Origin of the sequence: Aeromonas sp. s1(2024), assembly GCF_040908005.1 — a bacterium.
Taxonomy (GTDB): domain Bacteria; phylum Pseudomonadota; class Gammaproteobacteria; order Enterobacterales; family Aeromonadaceae; genus Aeromonas; species Aeromonas caviae.
The window spans coordinates 1-16,945 of sequence record NZ_JBFOCW010000015.1 but is presented as its reverse complement, the minus strand read 5'-3'; the positions used below and the strand labels follow the sequence as shown (position 1 = coordinate 16,945).

The following is a 16,945-nucleotide window of genomic DNA, read 5'->3' as shown; positions in this document are numbered from 1 at the left end:
TAAAACGGCTCGATGACTTCCACCATGTTTTGCCATGGCAGAATCTGCTCCATGCGGGACAAGAAAATCTCTTTTCTGGTCTGACGGCGCTTACTGCTGAATTCACTGTCGGCGAAGGTGAGCTGATGACTCATGATGAACCCTTTTTCATGGCTCCAGATGACAAACATGATCTCATATCAGGGACTTGTTCGCACCTTCCCTAAATGATGATTAAGGCTTTTCATATAACGCTGTTCTGCGCTGATCGTCACCATGAAAAAATTAAAATATAATCATGGTATTACCAGTCTGCCTCTGATGCCTGAAAGTATTCGCTTATCTTCCTCTGTTTCAATTGTAAAAAACACAGATAGAGAGTTGGATATTGAAAGCGACGGATACCAGGGTGAGAGCGTGAACATTTTGTTAAATTTAACCCAGTTTTTTGAGACCCGTATTGAGTACCGTTTCCAGATATTCACTGCTCATTCCTGCGATTTTTTGCTTCCGTCTTACGCTCGCCTTGCGTGAAGTCTCGGCCCTGAGCATGTTCAGCCCCATGTGCCGGATGCACGCCAAAATCTCTGCGGCATCACCGCGATAAATCGGGCAATCATCCTCGCCCATCGTGACGTCCAGCACCCAGTGCAGGCTATTTTCGATGGCCCAGTGCCCACGCACCGCTCGCGCAAACTCATCCTGCACCAACGCTTTGGAACTGATGAAATAACGCTGCTCTATGGTAATTTTTTGCATATTTTCAACGCGATAGGAGATGGCCACGCCAATGCTGTGCAACTGTTTCCAATGAGGAAACTGGGCGGCCAACTCGCCCGCCGCCATGACATGGTACTCACGACCATCGATGCGGCCATGAGCCTTCTCAAGCGTCATCGTCTCTGCGCATAACGGGGTGGCCGCCAGCGGGGCGAGGGCCTGTCGAACCGCCTCGAACAACTTGGGTTGGTTGCCTTTGACGGCCAATAAGTAATCGCCACCTTGCTGAAGGATGGTCTCGGCGATCTCGGTCTGGCACCCCATCGCATCGATGGATACCAGGCAGCCTTTGATGTCGAGCAGCGCCAGCAACTCGGGAATAGCGGTAATTTCATTGGACTTGGCGTCGGTTTTTATCTGTCCGAGCACCAGCTTATTGGCGGCGGCATAGGCACTGACCATGTGAATGGTCGACGTTCGATCCTCACGGTCATAGGAACTGCGCAGGGTTTTGCCATCGATAGCGACCAGGGCGCCATCGGTGTGCTGGTTAATGGCTTGAGTCCACCGCACAAAGGCGGCCTGAAACGGCTCTGGTTTGATGCCGGAGATGATCCTGGCAATGGTGTCATGGACAGGAATGCCGTTTTTAAACAGTCCCTTGGATTGAAACTGCATATTCCCACGCATGGCGATCGCTCAATAACATTCATGCCGATCACGTAATAACATCCATGCCGATCACTCAATAACATCCCAAGCCGATCACTTTTTACCCTCGATGGGAAACCATGATCGGCATCCATGTTATTGGTGACTTTTTCTTCCCGCTTCGTTAAACCCGCACTTTCCCATCTGCTCCAACAGAGGAACGTGCATGTCTGCGAGGCCTATCACTGTGAGAAAACTCAAAGAAATTCTTCGCCTTAAATTTCAGGCTCAACTGGCTCATCGGCAGATCGCCCTCAGCCTGCATATCTCTCCTAGCACCGTATCCTATTACCTCAACCGGGCGGCTCAACTGGGTATCATGACCTGGCCCCTGTCTGAGTCCTGGGATGATGTCTCCCTGGAGCGCGCATTTCTCAAGACCTGCTCTGTTCATAAAACTCAGCACAAACCCACTCCCAACTGGGCCTTGTTGCATCAGGAACTCAAAAAACCAGGTCAAAAAGGCGTGACCCTCGAGCTGCTATGGCAGGAGTACGCCGAGCGCCATCCAGGCTCCCACTACAGCTACAACCACTTCTGTCGGCTCTATAAAGAGTGGGCGGCGCTGCTGCAACCCTCGATGCGGCAGACCCATATTGCGGGCGAAAAACTCTTTGTCGACTACTGCGGCCAGACCATGCCCATTGTCGATCCGCATACCGGCGAGATCCTTTACCGGGCCCAGATCTTTGTCGCCGTGCTGGGGGCCTCCAACTACACCTTTGCCGAGGCCACCCGCTCCCAGCAGCTCGATGACTGGGTGATGAGCCACAAGCGCGCTTTCGAGTTCTTTGGCGGTGTGCCGCAATTGGTGGTACCTGATTGCCTCAAGAGTGCCGTCAGCGTGGCGCGCAATACCGATCCGGATCTCAACCCTACCTACCAGATGCTGGCGGCCCATTTCGGTACGGCGATCATGCCCGCGCGGCCCCGCAAGCCGAAGGATAAGTCCAAGGCGGAGGTGGGCGTGCAGATCGTCACCCGCTGGATCCTGGCGGTGCTGCGTCATGAAACCTTCCATAGCCTGGCCCAGCTCAATCAGCGAATGGGTGAACTGCTGACCCGGCTCAACCAGAAATCCTTCCAGAAGCTGCCTGGCTGCCGTGCCTCACTGTTTGCCGAGCTCGATGCACCGGCGCTCAAGCCGTTGCCGGATTATCCCTATCACTACACCAAAGTAGTGCCGGTGCTGGTTGGTAAGGACTACCACGTCGATCTGGAAAAGCACTATTACACAGTGCCCTATGCCTTGTAGGGCAAGCGGCTGGAGGCGCATCTGGCCGAGCATACCGTCACGCTGTACCACGCGGGCAAGATCGTGGCCGAACACCAGCGGAGTCATCACAAAGGCCAGCACAGCAGCCTGCGTGAACACATGCCCGCGCATCATCAGGCACTGCTGGAGTGGTCGCCGGAGCGACTGCTTGGCTGGGCGGCGTCCATCGGCCCCTACACCACGCATTGGGTGGATGGCTTTATCCGGCAGGCAGAGCATTCGACGCAAGCGGTGCGCCCTTGCCTGGCCTTGCTGGGGCAGAGCAAAACCTATGGCAAGGAGCGGCTGGAAGCGGCCTGCCTCCGGGGGCACCTGACCGGCGCCAACCGGCTGCACAACATCCGCAGCATGCTCAAGCATGGCCTGGAGCAACAACTCATTGCCAACGAGCGACAGGATCCGCTGCAAGACATCCGTCATGACAATGTCCATGGCGAGCACTACTTCCACTAACCCCACGGATCAGGAGAAGCCGATGCAATTACACCTCGATGAACAACTAAGCCGCCTGCACTTGAGCGGCATGAAACAGGCTCTGAACCAGCAGCAGGCCCAGAGCATGCTGTACCTGGATATGGGTTTTGAAGAGCGGCTGCAACTGTTACTGAGCCATGAGCTGGTGCAGCGGGAGCAGAGGAAAACCAACCGCCTGGAGAAGCAAGCCCGGTTCCGGCTAGCCGGACAGGTGGAGCAGCTCGACTATCGGGCGGGTCGAGGCGTGAGCAAAGCGCAGATCCGCCAACTGCTGGAAGGACACTGGCTGAGTCATCAACAAAACCTGCTGCTAACGGGCGCGGCAGGCTGTGGCAAGAGTTACCTGGCGTGTGCCCTGGGCCGTTACTTTATCCGGCAAGGAGTGGGCGTGCGGTATTACCGGCTGAAAACCCTGCTTGAAGAGATGCGACTGGCCCAAGCGGATGGCAGCTATCCGAAACTGCTGGAGCGGGTAAGCAACATAGGGGTACTGATCCTGGATGACTGGGGCATGGAGATGCTGGACGCGAGCGAACGCAGCAACCTGCTGGAGATCATCGATACCCGCTACGGCAACGTCTCAACGATAGTGGCGAGCCAATTGCCGGTGGAGAAGTGGTACGGGATGATCGGAGAGGCAACCTTCGCCGAGGCGATCTTGGACCGACTGATCCACAGAGCGGTGCGCGTGACCTTAACGGGAGAATCGATGAGAAAACAGGGCGCCAACTTGACCGATGCCGATCAGGCGGAGTAAAAGGAAGACGCTATAAACGCGGGCAGAAAAAAAGTGATCGGCATGATGTTATTGGCTGATCGACATGATGTTATTAGCCATTGAAACCAGGGAAGATGAACCTCGCCGAAATCCTCAATATCTTCCCAGCCCTCAGCCCCGCCGATCACGGCACAGACGGTGAGAAACAGGACATCGTAGAAGGGATAATAAATCTTGGCATGCTGGCGAGGGTCGTGAATATTGTCGAAGAACTGAGCGAAAACGGCATCAATAGACATGAGAGCACTCCTGAAAAGGAGCATGAGATCACAGCCGGATCACCAGGTCAAATTTCAGGGTGAGGATGTGAGCAAATTGTTAACTATGGAAATCATGGAAATTATCATTTTTTGGATTTCATGCGCATTTTTTGAGCTGAAATGACGTGCAGTGACGATTAAAAAGTGTGAAGGCGATCCTGACTATAAAGTTAACTGCATATCACAGGCCTATAAGTATTTGTTTTGTAGGCAAAAAACTATTTTTAATTTTTAACAAAATGTTCACGATCTCGCCCTGCGACGGATACGCTACCGCCCCTGAGTTTCAGCTCCCAATTCGCTGTTCGTCACCTGCGCTATGTCAACAATCGCTTCCATGGCGTTTCCCGAGAGATGGATTGCCGTTTGGCTATCTTAATGGCTCTGATCGAGGCATGGGAAGGGGTGGTTGATAGAAATCTGAGCTGGTTCAACCAATTAGTGAGCAACTGTCGTTCTAGTTGGCTGTTGGGTGAGCAGAATAGTGGGAAATCCCCTCACCCCAACCCTCTCCCGGAGGGAGAGGGGGCTTGCTTGCGGTTAGGCGGGAGCTTAGGGCTGGCGCGGTTTTGATCCCCCTCTTATTCGCTGAGGCAAGCCCTCTTGTCCAGGCCGCGAGGCAGGATGCCGAGCGAGCGGCGCTGGGCCATGGACGGCCCATCGGCGCGTGCCGTTGGACAAGAGGGTGAGCCGAAGGTACCCGACTTCAGTCGGGCGAATAAGCGGGGGAGAAGACCTTTGGTGACTTTGGGTCTTTCCAAAGTCACTCGCCCCAGCCCGAAGGGCGGGCGAAACCCCGTCGAGGGCAGAGCCCTCGCGTCCTGCGTGGCGAAGCCGCGCCATCACATCAACGTCGCGAACGTCTGATTACGCTTCGCTAATCAGACCTACAGAGAAGCGAATCGCTGACGCCGGATAACAAAAGGGAGCCTATCAGGCTCCCTTTTCTCAGACATGGTCAATGGCATTTGACCAATGCCGCCCCTTATCGATTGGTCGCGGCCTTCATCCCTTCCACAAACTCTTTCAGACGAGTGAGCATATGTTCCGGGTTCTGGTGGTGGGTCTCGATGATCTTCACCACGGCGGAGCCTGAAATGGCACCGGCGGCGCCAGCGGCGATGGCCTCACGCACCTGAGCCGGTTCGCTGATGCCAAAGCCGAGCAGGGCGGGGGGGGCATTGAACTCGCGCAGGGTGTTGATGAGACCCTCCACCGGCATACCGGCCTTGGTCTCGGCACCGGTCACGCCGGCGCGGCTCACCAGATAGGTGTAACCGGAGCCGAGCTCGGCAACAGCCTTGAGCGTCTCGGCATCGCCGTTGGGCGGGGCGATAAAGATGCTGTCGATGCCGAACTTGTCGGCGGCCGCCTTGTAGGGTTCGCACATCTGCACCGGCACGTCCGCCACCAGCACCGAGTCCACCCCTGCCTGCTGGCACTTCTCGTAGAAGCCGTCGATGTGGCGCACATAGACCAGGTTCGCGTAGACCAGGAGGCCAATGGGCAGTTCCGGGTACTTGGCGCGGATGCGGGCGAGCAGGCCGAAGCAGTCGTCCGGGGTGGTGTGGCTGGCAAAGGCACGCAGGGCTGCGCCCTGAATGGTGGGGCCGTCTGCCACCGGATCGGAGAAGGGAATGCCGAGTTCGAGGGCGTCGGCGCCCCCTTCGACCAGGGCATCGACGATGGCCAGGGACAATTCGGGGGTGGGGTCACCCAGCATCACGAACGGCACAAAGGCGCCCTGATTGGCTTCGTCCAGACGGGAGAAGAGTTGTGCGTAACGGTTCATGACAAGGTTCCTTCTTTTTCAAAGATGTCGGCAACGGTGAAGATGTCTTTGTCGCCACGGCCGGAGAGGTTGACGATGAGCACCTGCTCTTTTTCCGGTTCACTGCGGGCCATCTTGAGGGCATGAGCCAGGGCGTGGGAGGACTCCAGCGCCGGTATGATGCCTTCGGATTTGGCCAGCTCCTGAAAGGCGTCCAGCGCCTCCTTGTCGGTCACCGAGGGGTACTCGGCGCGGCCGATGGCGGCCAGGTGGGCGTGCTGGGGGCCGACGGAGGGGAAGTCCAGCCCCGCCGAGACGGAGTAGGACTCCTGGATCTGGCCCTGGTTGTCCTGCATCAGGAAGGAGTGCATGCCAAAGAAGACCCCCTTGCTGCCGTGACCCAGCGGCGCACCGTGCTCGCCACTCTCGATGCCGTGACCACCCGGCTCGACCCCGATAAGGCGAACGGAAGGCTCATCGATAAAGTCCGCGAACATGCCGATGGCATTCGAGCCGCCGCCGACGCAGGCGATCACCGCATCCGGCAGGCGCTCTTCTTTTTCGAAGCACTGGGCCTTGGCCTCTTCCCCGATCATCTTCTGGAACTCCCGCACGATAGTGGGGAAGGGGTGGGGGCCAGCGGCGGTGCCGAGCAGGTAGTGGGCGGTTTCATAGTTGGCAGCCCAGTCCCGCAGCGCCTCGTTGCAGGCATCTTTCAGGGTGCTGGAGCCGGAGTGCACCGGGATCACGGTGGCACCCATCAGCTTCATACGAAACACATTCGGCTTCTGGCGCTCGCAATCCTTGGCCCCCATGTAGACACGGCACTTGAGGCCGAGCAGGGCGCAGGCCAGCGCCGTCGCCACACCGTGCTGACCGGCGCCGGTCTCGGCGATGATCTCGTGCTTGCCCATGCGCTTGGCAAGCAGGGCCTGGCCCAGTACCTGGTTGGTCTTGTGGGCGCCGCCGTGCAGCAGATCTTCACGCTTGAGGTAGAGGCGGGTCTTGGTGCCCTTGGTCAAATTGCGGGTGAGGGTGAGCGGTGTCGGGCGACCGGCGTACTCGGTCAGGAGCGCCTGAAACTCGGCGACGAAAGCCGGATCATCCTTGGCATCGACAAAAGCCTTCTCCAGCTGGAGCAGGGCGGGGATGAGGATCTGGGGCACATACATACCGCCAAATTCACCAAAAAACGGATTGAGCAGGGTCATGGTTATCTTCCTTTACATTCTGCAATTGAGATCAGGTATGAGCCTTGGCGGGCTGAGGCGTATGGCTGGGGCACATACATGTCATCGACGAAATTCACCGAAAAACGGATTGAGCAGGGTCATACATTATTCCTTGTGCTTATGGGCAAACGCAGTTCATTAATTCGTTGAATGAGTCACGGAGGCGCTCACAGTTGGCGCAGGGCCCCAAAGGCAGCCGCCAGCTTGTGAGCATCCTTCCTGCCCGGGGCACTCTCCACCCCGGAGTTGAAATCAAGGCCGAGGCAGCCCACTTGCGCGGCCTCGAGGGCGTTGTCGGGGTTGAGGCCCCCCGCCAGCATCAGTTTGCTCTTGTCGAGCCCGGCCAGCAGGGTCCAGTCGAACGCCTGGCCGGTGCCGCCGCTCTGGCTGCCGACTTTGGTATCAAGCAGCAGGCGATCCGCCGGGTAGTCGAGGGTGGGCAGGGGCTCGCCACTTGTGACTCCGACGGCCTTCCAGATCTGGCAGCCCGCCGGCAGCAGGGGGCGCAGGGTCTCGATATAGGCGGCGTCTTCGTCCCCGTGCAGTTGCACGGCGGCGAGCCCCAGCGCATCCACCGTCTTGGCGATGGTGGCGGGCTGGGCATTGCGAAACACCCCGACGTAAGAGAGCGGCGCGCCCGCCATCACGGCGCGGGCGGCGGGAATGTCCACGTAGCGCGGGCTTTTCGCCACAAAGATGAGGCCGCCGAACACGGCGCCCGCCTGATGGGCGGCGGCGGCGTCCTCGGGACGGGTCAGGCCGCACACCTTGTTCTGGCCGAGCACGAGCTTGCGCACCGCGGCCTCCAGATCCGGCTCCGCCATGAGGGAAGATCCCACCAGGAAGCCCTTGGCGTGGTGGCGCAGGGCCGCCACCTGGGCGCGGTGGTTGATGCCGGATTCGCTGATCACCACCCGATCCCCCGGGATCCTGGCCGCCAGTTGCCGGGTGCGGGCAAGATCGACGCTCAAATCCCGCAGATCCCGGTTGTTGATGCCAATCACCGGGGCGCCGAGGTCGATGGCGCGGGTCAGCTCCTCCTCGTTGCTCACCTCGGTGAGCACCCCCAGGCCCAATTCTTTCGCCACGTTGAACAGGGCGCGATACCCCTCGTCGGTGAGCACCGAGAGCATCAGGAGGATGGCGTCCGCCTGATAGTGGCGGGCCAGATAGACCTGATAGGGGTCAATCATGAAGTCCTTGCAGAGCACCGGCTGCTGGACGCGGCCGCGTACCCGGGGCAGGAAGGCGAAATCCCCCTGGAAGAACTTCTCGTCCGTCAGCACCGAGATGGCGGTGGCGTAGTGGCCATAGATGTCGGCGATGGCCTCCGGGCTGAAGTCATTCCGGATCAAGCCCTTGGAGGGGGAGGCCTTCTTGCACTCCAGAATGAAGCGGGTGGAGCCTTGGCGCAGATCCCCCTCGAAATCCCGATCGCTCGGGGTCAGCGCGTCCTGGAAGCTCGCCAGGGGCTGGCTTTCCTTGCGGGCGGCGACCCACTCCTGCTTGGCCGCCACGATCTTGCCGAGAATGGTCTGGCTGATGGAGGCCATGTTCAGAAAGGCGTGGGGAGCAATGACATCTGACATCTCGTTATCCTTGCGAAGCTGGCTGTTGCCCGTCGGGCGTTCTGGGTGAGTGCCCCTGGGGCACGCTGTGGTGGTGGCTGACATCATGCCTCCTGATGGCTCAGGGTGGCGAGATCCCGGGCGAGGAGGGCGGCCTGGCCGCTTGCCAGCACCGCCAGCACCCGGGCGGCGGCCTGCCTAAAGTCCGGGGCCTCGCCCGCCATGACCAGGAGCGGCGCCACGTTGGCGGCGATGGCGGCGTTGTGGGCCGGGCTGCCGCGTCCTTCCAGGATGGCGGCGGTGATGGCGCGGTTCTCCTCGGGCTCACCGCCCTGGATGGCGCTGACCGGGTAGGTGTCGAGGCCAAAGTCCGCCGGGGTGAGCAAGTACTCGCGAATTTCGCCGTCGCGGATCTCCGCCACCTGGGTCGGGCCGTGGATGGCAATCTCGTCGAGACCGGCGCCGTGCACCACCATACCGGTTTTCAGGCCGAGTGCCAGCAGGGTTTCGGCGATGGGGCGCACCAGCTCGGGGGCATAGACCCCCATCAGCTGGAAGCTGGGACGAGCGGGGTTGATGAGCGGCCCCAGCACGTTGAACAGGGTGCGGGTCTTGAGGGCCTGGCGCACCGGCATGGCGTGGCGCACCCCGGCGTGGTACTGGGGGGCGAACAGGAAGCAGACCCCGAGCTCGTCCAGGCAGCGGCGGGCCTGGGCCGGGCTCATGTCGAGCTTGATGCCCATTTTATCGAGCAGATCGCTCGACCCCGACTTGCTCGAGACCGAGCGGTTGCCGTGCTTGGCCACTTTCAGGCCGCAGGCGGCGGCCACCAGGGCCGAGGTGGTGGAGACGTTGATGGTGTTGAGGCCGTCTCCCCCGGTGCCGACGATGTCGCAGAAGGCATAGTCCGGGCGCGGGAAGTCGCGGGCTTCGGCCAGCAGCGCCTCGGCGGCGCCGGCGATCTCCTCCGGGGTCTCCCCCTTGATCTTGAGGGCGGTCAAAAGGCTCGCGAGCACGATGGGATCCACTTCACCACGAACCACCTGACCGAAGGCATCGCGGGCGGCGTCGCGGGTGAGAGACTGACCCTGATAGAGGGTGTTGAGATGTTGATGCATGGTCTCTTCCTTACCGCACGTGGCTTTCTGGACGGGTGATGTGGGCGAGGGCCTGGGTGAGCAGGCGGGCCCCTTCGCTGGTCATGATGGATTCCGGGTGGAACTGGAAGCCCAGCACCCGCTCATCACGCTGCTCTATGGCCATGGGCATGCCCTGATAGTGGGCAATCACCTGCAACTCTTGTGGCACATAGGTGGCGACCAGGGAGTGGTAGCGGGCCACCGGCAAGGGGCTCGGCAGCCCCGCGAAGGCGCCATGGCCGTTGTGCTCAATCAGCGAGCGCTTGCCGTGGACGATTTCCCCCGCCGCCCCGACGGTGCCGCCGTAGGCTTCGCACAGGGCCTGATGACCGAGGCAGATGCCGAGGATGGGCACCCGACCCCGGGCCAGCTTGATGAGATCGATGAGGCAGCCCGCCTCATGGGGGGCGCCCGGCCCCGGGGAGAGCACCAGCACGGCGTCCCCTTCGCAGGCGTCGATCTCCTGCATGATGCGGCTCGCCGGCAGGCTGTTACGGTAGATGCGCACCGGGTAGCCCAGGGTGCGGAACTGGTCGACGAGGTTGTAGGTAAACGAGTCGAAGTTGTCGAGCAGGAAGATGTTAGTCATGGGACTGCTCCTTCGAAGTGCGGAACTGGTCGGCCAAAGCGTTGTAAGTGAACGAATCGAAGTTGTCGAGCAGGAAGATGTTAGTCATGGCTCACGTCCTTGTGTTGTTCCTGCTGGGCGCTGAGGGCCTGCAGGGAGGTGCCATGGCTGGCAGCGATGGCGGCCAGCACGGCCGCCGCCTTGGCGCGGGTCTCGTCCGCCTCGGCCTGGGGTTTGGAGTCATAGACCACCCCGGCGCCGGCCTGGACATGGGCGACCCCCTCTTTCACGAAGGCGGAGCGGATGACGATGCAGGTGTCCATTTCCCCTGCGCCGTTCAGGTAACCCACGGCGCCGCCGTAGCTGCCGCGACGCTTGCCTTCCACCATGCGGATAAGCTCGCTGGCGCGCAGCTTGGGGGCACCGGTCAGGGTGCCCATGTTCATGCAGGCCTGGTAGGCGTGCAGGGCGTCAAGGTCGGCGCGAAGGGTGCCCACCACCCGGGAGACCAGGTGCATGACGTGGCTGTAGCGATCCACTTTCAGCAGATCCTTGACGTAGCGGGTGCCGGGGGCGGAGATGCGGGCGATGTCGTTGCGGCCCAGATCCACCAGCATCAGGTGCTCGGCCACCTCTTTCTCGTCCTGACGCAGCTCCAGCTCGATGCGGCCGTCCAGATCCAGGTTGATGCTGCCGTCCGGGTTGAGGCCGCGGCGGCGGGTGCCGGCGATGGGGTACATCTCCACCTGGCGGCTGTTGGCGCAGAACTTGACCGCGCTCTCGGGGGAGGCGCCAAACAGGGTGAAACCCTCGTCCTGCACGTAGAACATGTAGGGGCTGGGGTTGGTCTGCTTGAGGCGGCGATAGGCGGCGACGGGATCCGGGCAGGGGAGGGAGAAGCTGCGGGACGGCACCACCTGGAAGATGTCACCACGGCGGATGAAGCCCTTGAGCTTCTCGACCTCGGCGCAGAACTGCTTGTCCCCCTTGTCGACGGCCAGGGCGCCGGTCAGCGGCGCCGTGCCCTGCGGCGCAGGCAGCGGCTGCTGACAGGCCTGTTTGAAAGACTCGAGGCGAGCGGTCAGGCGGGCGTAGCGCGCGTCCAGCTGCTCATCCTCTTCGCCGCCGAACAGGCAGGCCAGCAACTGGGTGCTCTGCTTGATGTGATCGATGGTGATCAGGGTCTCGGCCACATAGAAGCAGTAGTCAGGGCAGTCGTTGCTCCCCTCTGGCACCTCGGGCAAGTCTTCAAAGGAGGCGATGAGGTCGTAGGCGAAGCTGCCCGCCATGAAGAGGGCCTCTTTGCCCTGCGGGCATTGCAGCTCCCGCTGCAGGGTGCGCAGCACGTCCAGCACGCTGCTGCCCTTGAGGCGGCTGTCTTCGTCAAGCTCCCGATCGGACGCCGGGAAGTCGAGGTGCAGCTCGTCCGCCACCCGGGTCTGGGTGATGACGGCGGGCAGGCGCTGCTCCAGCAGGCGCAGCAGGGCGGCGCCGTTGTCGCCGAGGGGGCGCACCTGCACGGCGCGGCCGCGGCACTCGATGCGCAGGCAGGCGTCCACCAGCAGCAGGCTCTGGGTGCCGGCCTTGGAGTCGATCTCCACCGATTCGAGCAGCAGGTTGTTGGGTCTGTCCTGGCAGAGTCGGGTATAGAGTGCCAGGGGGTCTGTCACATAGGGGGCATTGAGCCGGATGGTATCGAATTCGCCCAGGGGCAAACGGGTCTTGTTGCCTGTCATAATGCCTTCCCTTGCATGTGTTGTGTGTCACCGATGGTCATGGCGCTGTCTCTCTTGAAAATGGGTCGGGTTCGGGTCACGTCAGCGAGTTCGCCATCGCCATGTCAGTGTGCTTCTCTGAATTGTCGGTTTCATCACAGGTCCATTTGCCGGATAATAAAAAAGCCCGCTGGGGTCAGCGGGCTTTTTCTTTGGGTTCTTAACTTGCTGTCAGATTACAGGTACAGCAACGACCACACGCCCGCATGTCAGGGAGTGTGCCACCACCAGATGGTCAGGATGGAAGTCGCTTGCATGAGATTGAGTCCTGTAAAAAGATGTTTGCAATGAAGTGCCTACAGAAAACGATAAAGCCGCGGCCAAGTCAAGTCGCTTTTTTGCCGGCCTTTTCCAGGCAGGTCCCAAACAAGAGCGAAACACGCCGATGAGATTCGATCTTCATTGCCACACCACCGCCTCGGACGGGGTGCTGAGCCCCGCCGACCTGGTGCGCCGCGCCGCCGAAAAAGGGGTGGAGGTGTTAGCGGTCACTGACCACGATACCCTCGACGGGCTTGAGGAGGTGCGCCAGACCATCTCGGCCGACCAGTTGCCACTGCGCCTGGTGAGCGGGGTGGAGATCTCCACCGGGTGGGAGCATCACGAGATCCACATCGTGGCCCTCGGGGTGGACGAGAAAAATCCCCAGTTGCTCGCCTTTCTGGCAGGGCAGCGGGCTCGCCGGGAGGCGCGCGCCGAGGAAATAGGGCGTCGTCTGGAGAAGTGCCTCATCCCGGGCACCTATGAAGAGGCCAAGCAGCTTGCCGGTGACGCCGCCGTGACCCGGGCCCACTTTGCCCGGGTGCTGGTGGCGCGCGGGGTGGCCGACAATATGCAGAAGGTGTTCAAGAAGTACCTGAGCCGGGGCAACAAGGGCTATGTGCCCGCCGAGTGGCCCGGGATGGGGGAGGCCATCGAGGCCATCCACGCCGCAGGCGGGCTGGCGGTGCTGGCTCACCCGAGCCGCTACAATCTCACCGCCAAGTGGATCAAGCGGCTGCTGGTGGCCTTCAAGTCCGTCGGGGGGGATGCCATGGAGGTCTCCCTGCCCCAGCAGAGCCCACAGGAGCGGGCGAATCTCGGCCAGTGGGCCAGGGAGCACGATCTCTATATTTCGGTGGGGTCCGATTTTCACTTCCCCTCCAACTGGACCGAGCTTGGCCGCCACCTCTGGCTCCCCAAGGAGGGGATGCCGCTGTGGCTGGGCCACCCCGGCCATTTCGGGCTCACCCCCGAGGAGCATGCGGGCCTGCTGGCCAGCCGCTGACCCCCCGGGCCGGCATCTTTGATGCAGGCGAGTCTGCGTCAAACAGGTTAAGGTAGTGTCATGGGCCAAGGGGCCCTTGACCATGAAGCGGGCAACGAGCGTGCCCCCTATCGCGAGAAGAGCATATGAGTCAGCATTTTTACGTACATCCCGACAATCCCCAGGTTCGCCTCATCAGCCAGGCGGTGCAGATCCTGCAAAACGGCGGCGTCATCGTCTATCCCACCGACTCCGGCTACGCCCTGGGCTGCCAGATGGGCAACAAGGATGCTTTGGAGCGCATCTGCCGCATCCGTCGTATCGAGCCGAACCACGACTTCACCCTGGTGTGCCGGGATCTCTCGGAGATCTCCACCTATGCCAAGGTGGACAACACCGCCTTCCGGCTGGTCAAGAACAACACCCCCGGACCCTACACCTTCATCTTCAAGGCCACCAAGGAGGTGCCGCGTCGCCTCATGAACGAGAAGAAGAAGACCATCGGCATCCGGGTCCCGGCCAACAACATCGCGCTGGCCTTGCTCGAGGCCCTCGGTGAGCCGCTGCTCTCCACCACTCTGATCCTGCCGGGCTCCGAGATGGCGGAGTTCGACCCCGAGGAGATCGCCGACAAGCTCGGCAAGCAGCTGGATCTGGTGGTCAACGGCGGGTATCTGGGCGAGCAGCCCACCACTGTGGTGGACTTCTCCGACGACGAGCCCGTGCTGCGTCGCCGCGGTGCCGGGGATCCGACGCCGTTTGAGTGATCTTGCCGACCCCGTGCCCGCGCTGACAACCCCCGCGGGCACGACGGGGGAGGCTTCCCTTCCCCCGCCCATCGCCACCGTGCTGGGGCAGCCCTACCATGAGCTGCCCCAGGACTTGTTCATCCCCCCCGATGCGCTGGAGGTGTTTCTCGACACCTTCGAGGGACCGCTGGATCTCTTGCTCTACCTCATCCGGCGCCAGCAGCTCGACATCCTCAACCTGCCCATCCTGCAGATCACCGCCCAGTACATGGAGTACGTGGATCTGATGCAGGGCCTCAACCTCGAGCTGGCGGCGGAATACCTGCTGATGGCGGCCTGGCTCGCGGAGATAAAGTCCCGCCTGCTGCTGCCCAAGGCCCCGGAGCTGGAAGACGAGGAGGAGGGGGAAGACCCTCGCGTCACCCTCATTCGTCGCCTGCAGGAGTACGAGCGCTACAAGCTGGGGGCGGAGCGGGTCAATGCCCTGCCGAGGGTGGAGCGGGAGATCTTCGTCGCCGCCGCCATGGCGCCGGATTTTGGTGCCTTGAAGCCATTGGCGCCCGATGTTTCTCTGGTTGAACTCGCCCTTTACATGCAAAGTGTGGTAAAACGCGCGACTCATTTTGAGCATCACCAGATCCGCCGGGAGCAGATCCCGACCCGGGTGCGGATGGCGGAGATCCTCGCCATGCTCTCCCTGGGCCAGACCCTGCGCCTGGAGCAGGTGCTGCGGGCCGAGGAGGGGCGCATGGGGGTACTGGTGACCTTCCTGGCCCTGCTGGAGCTGTGCAAGGAGCAGCTTATCTGGATCCTGCAGGCAGAGCCCCTGGGGCCCATCCACTTTGCCCTGGCAAGTCAGGAGACGGCGCATGAGCATGTACACTGAGCGGCCGCTCACGGCCATGGGCATAGCCCAGGAGGCCTGTCGTGGCGCTGCCCGCTGAACGGCTGAAGACCCTGATCGAGGCGGCCCTGTTCGTCGCCGGGCGCCCGCTCAACGTCAGCGAGCTCAAGGGCAGCGTGCTGGCGGATTACCCGGTCACCGGCCGCTACGTCCAGCTGCTGCTGGCGGAGCTCAAGAAAGACTATGAGACGCGGGGGGTCGAGCTCAAGGAGGTCGCCTCCGGCTGGCGTTTCCAGGCCCGCCAGGAGTATGCCGAGGAGCTCTCTCGCCTGTGGAGCGAGCGGGCGCCCCGTTATTCCCGCGCCGTGTTGGAAACCCTGACCCTGATTGCCTATCGTCAGCCCATCACCCGGGCAGAGATAGAAGCCATCCGCGGGGTGGCGGTCTCGAGCCAGATCGTCAACACCTTGAAAGAGCGCGGCTGGGTGCGCAGCATAGGACACAAGGAGGTGGCGGGTCGTCCCGAGCTGCTCGCCACCACCCGCGAATTTCTGGACTATTTCAATCTGCAGAGTCTGGAGCAGCTCCCCGAGCTGGATCCCGAACTGCCCCATCCCTTGTCGCTCATGCCGGACGAGGGAGGCGATGGGCGGCCCGCCGCGGGCCGTCTTGCGCATGAACATGGTGAGGATGCCCGCGAGGCGGCCTCACAGACATCCATGCTGTCCGCGATGTCGGCGGGCAGCGATCAACAATCAGGTAACCCCGATGAGTGAAAAACTGCAAAAAGTATTGGCCCGCGCGGGTCAAGGCTCCCGTCGTGAGATGGAGGCCCTGATCACCGCAGGTCGGGTCAGCGTGGATGGCAAGGTCGCCACGCTGGGGGATCGCGTCGAAGTGAACGCCGTGATCCGGGTGGATGGCCACCAGGTCAAGACCCGCGCCGCAGAGGAAGTGATCTGCCGCGTGCTGGCCTACCACAAGCCCGAAGGGGAGATGTGCACCCGCCACGATCCGGAAGGACGTCCCACCGTGTTTGATCGTCTGCCCAAGATGGATGGCGCCCGCTGGATTGCGGTGGGTCGTCTGGACGTCAACACCTCCGGTCTCTTGCTGTTCACCACCGACGGCGAGCTGGCGAACCGGCTGATGCACCCGAGCCACGAAGTGGAGCGGGAATACGCGGTGCGCGTCTTTGGCGAGATCACCGAAGCCATGCTGCAGCGCCTGCGCAAGGGCGTGCAGCTGGAAGACGGCATGGCCAAGTTCAACAAGATCAAGCCGGCCGGCGGTGAAGGGCTGAACCAGTGGTTCAACGTCACCCTGACCGAGGGCCGCAACCGGGAAGTGCGCCGCCTGTGGGAATCCCAGGAAGTGCAGGTGAGCCGCCTGATGCGTATCCGCTACGGCGACGTCACCCTGGATCGCGGCATCCCCCGCGGCGGCTGGCAGGAGCTGAAGTTGCCCGAAGTGAACTACCTGCGCGGCCTGGTCAACCTGCCCAACGAGACCGAATCCAAGGTCGATCTGCAGCAGGATGGCAAGAGCACCCGCCACAAGCAGGCCGCCCAGATCCGTCGCGCCGTGAAGCGCCACAAGGAGATGCAGGGCAAGGAGCCGCGCGCCCGTGCCACCACCGCCCGTCGCAAGCCGACCTCCTCCACCCGCAATTCCGGCACCGGCAGCAAGTAAGCCGCCACCACGGGCCGCTCGCCCCGGACACGCCACAAGCCCGCACCCCAAGGTGCGGGCTTTTTTGTTTTCTGCTCCTGCCGGGCTCCTTGAGACTGAATCGCACAGGGGAGAGAAAGGGCCAGACAAGCTCCTCCCCCTTTTGAAGGGGGAGGCTGGGAGG

12 protein-coding genes and 5 pseudogenes are annotated in these 16,945 nt (G+C 61.7%); 7 read left to right on the top strand and 10 right to left on the bottom strand.

From position 1 onward, the window contains the following. Positions 1-134, bottom strand: a pseudogene (locus tag AB5Y70_RS04150) (IS5/IS1182 family transposase); the annotation flags it as partial. A gap of 280 nt (positions 135-414) precedes the next feature. After that, positions 415-1,371: pseudogene (locus tag AB5Y70_RS04145) on the bottom strand (ISAs1-like element ISAs12 family transposase); the annotation flags it as partial. Between the two features lie 205 nt (positions 1,372-1,576). Between AB5Y70_RS04145 and istA the strand changes: the two are divergent. Both istA and istB read left to right on the top strand, forming a co-directional pair. After that, positions 1,577-3,139 (top strand): annotated as a pseudogene (istA, locus tag AB5Y70_RS04140) (IS21-like element ISAs27 family transposase). 22 nt (positions 3,140-3,161) lie between these two features. Next, complete coding sequence (gene istB / locus AB5Y70_RS04135; protein ID WP_043851824.1) at positions 3,162-3,917, top strand: IS21-like element ISAs27 family helper ATPase IstB; 756 nt, start codon at positions 3,162-3,164, stop codon at positions 3,915-3,917. Positions 3,918-3,997: 80 nt separating this feature from the next. On the opposite strand, the pseudogene AB5Y70_RS04130 reads toward istB, so the two are convergent. From AB5Y70_RS04130 to AB5Y70_RS04095, 8 genes and pseudogenes are all read right to left on the bottom strand, one after another. Then, positions 3,998-4,177, bottom strand: a pseudogene (locus AB5Y70_RS04130) (transposase family protein); the annotation flags it as partial. Between the two features lie 1,006 nt (positions 4,178-5,183). Then, entirely contained in the window at positions 5,184-5,990 is an 807-nt protein-coding gene (trpA, locus tag AB5Y70_RS04125) for a tryptophan synthase subunit alpha (protein ID WP_102948674.1), read from the bottom strand. Next, positions 5,987-7,180, bottom strand: a complete 1,194-nt coding sequence (gene trpB / locus AB5Y70_RS04120; protein WP_041214833.1) for a tryptophan synthase subunit beta — start codon at positions 7,178-7,180, stop codon at positions 5,987-5,989. The genes trpA and trpB overlap by 4 nt, the downstream gene beginning before the upstream one ends. Positions 7,181-7,368: 188 nt before the next feature. Continuing rightward, positions 7,369-8,874 (bottom strand): bifunctional indole-3-glycerol-phosphate synthase TrpC/phosphoribosylanthranilate isomerase TrpF, encoded by a 1,506-nt coding sequence (trpCF, locus tag AB5Y70_RS04115; protein WP_319882321.1) that lies wholly within the window; start codon positions 8,872-8,874, stop codon positions 7,369-7,371. After that, positions 8,874-9,887, bottom strand: coding sequence for an anthranilate phosphoribosyltransferase (gene trpD / locus AB5Y70_RS04110; protein ID WP_010673697.1), 1,014 nt, complete (start codon positions 9,885-9,887; stop codon positions 8,874-8,876). Before trpD ends, trpCF begins: the two co-directional genes overlap by 1 nt. Positions 9,888-9,897: 10 nt before the next feature. Then, positions 9,898-10,497 (bottom strand): aminodeoxychorismate/anthranilate synthase component II, encoded by a 600-nt coding sequence (locus tag AB5Y70_RS04105; protein ID WP_010673698.1) that lies wholly within the window; start codon positions 10,495-10,497, stop codon positions 9,898-9,900. A gap of 16 nt (positions 10,498-10,513) precedes the next feature. Next, positions 10,514-10,585 (bottom strand): annotated as a pseudogene (locus AB5Y70_RS04100) (anthranilate synthase component II); the annotation flags it as partial. Then, entirely contained in the window at positions 10,578-12,212 is a 1,635-nt protein-coding gene (locus AB5Y70_RS04095; protein ID WP_010673700.1) for an anthranilate synthase component 1, read from the bottom strand. The pseudogene AB5Y70_RS04100 and the gene AB5Y70_RS04095, both read right to left, overlap by 8 nt. Positions 12,213-12,636: 424 nt before the next feature. Between AB5Y70_RS04095 and AB5Y70_RS04090 the strand changes: the two genes are divergently transcribed. From AB5Y70_RS04090 to rluB, 5 genes are all read left to right on the top strand, one after another. Next, positions 12,637-13,518, top strand: a complete 882-nt coding sequence (locus AB5Y70_RS04090) for a PHP domain-containing protein (RefSeq protein WP_010673701.1) — start codon at positions 12,637-12,639, stop codon at positions 13,516-13,518. A 125-nt stretch (positions 13,519-13,643) separates the two neighbouring features. Then, a complete protein-coding gene (locus tag AB5Y70_RS04085) occupies positions 13,644-14,264 on the top strand; it encodes an L-threonylcarbamoyladenylate synthase (RefSeq protein WP_010673702.1) in 621 nt (206 codons plus the stop codon). Beyond that, positions 14,257-15,132: a ScpA family protein gene (locus AB5Y70_RS04080; protein ID WP_368175938.1), complete on the top strand. Its 876-nt coding sequence runs from the start codon at positions 14,257-14,259 to the stop codon at positions 15,130-15,132. The genes AB5Y70_RS04085 and AB5Y70_RS04080 overlap by 8 nt, the downstream gene beginning before the upstream one ends. A 41-nt stretch (positions 15,133-15,173) precedes the next feature. Continuing rightward, positions 15,174-15,866, top strand: a complete 693-nt coding sequence (scpB, locus tag AB5Y70_RS04075) for an SMC-Scp complex subunit ScpB (RefSeq protein WP_104453169.1) — start codon at positions 15,174-15,176, stop codon at positions 15,864-15,866. Continuing rightward, positions 15,859-16,782 carry a 23S rRNA pseudouridine(2605) synthase RluB gene (gene rluB, locus AB5Y70_RS04070; RefSeq protein ID WP_010673705.1) on the top strand — a complete coding sequence of 308 codons (924 nt, stop codon included), beginning with the start codon at positions 15,859-15,861 and terminating at the stop codon, positions 16,780-16,782. The genes scpB and rluB overlap by 8 nt, the downstream gene beginning before the upstream one ends. Positions 16,783-16,945 lie beyond the last annotated feature (163 nt).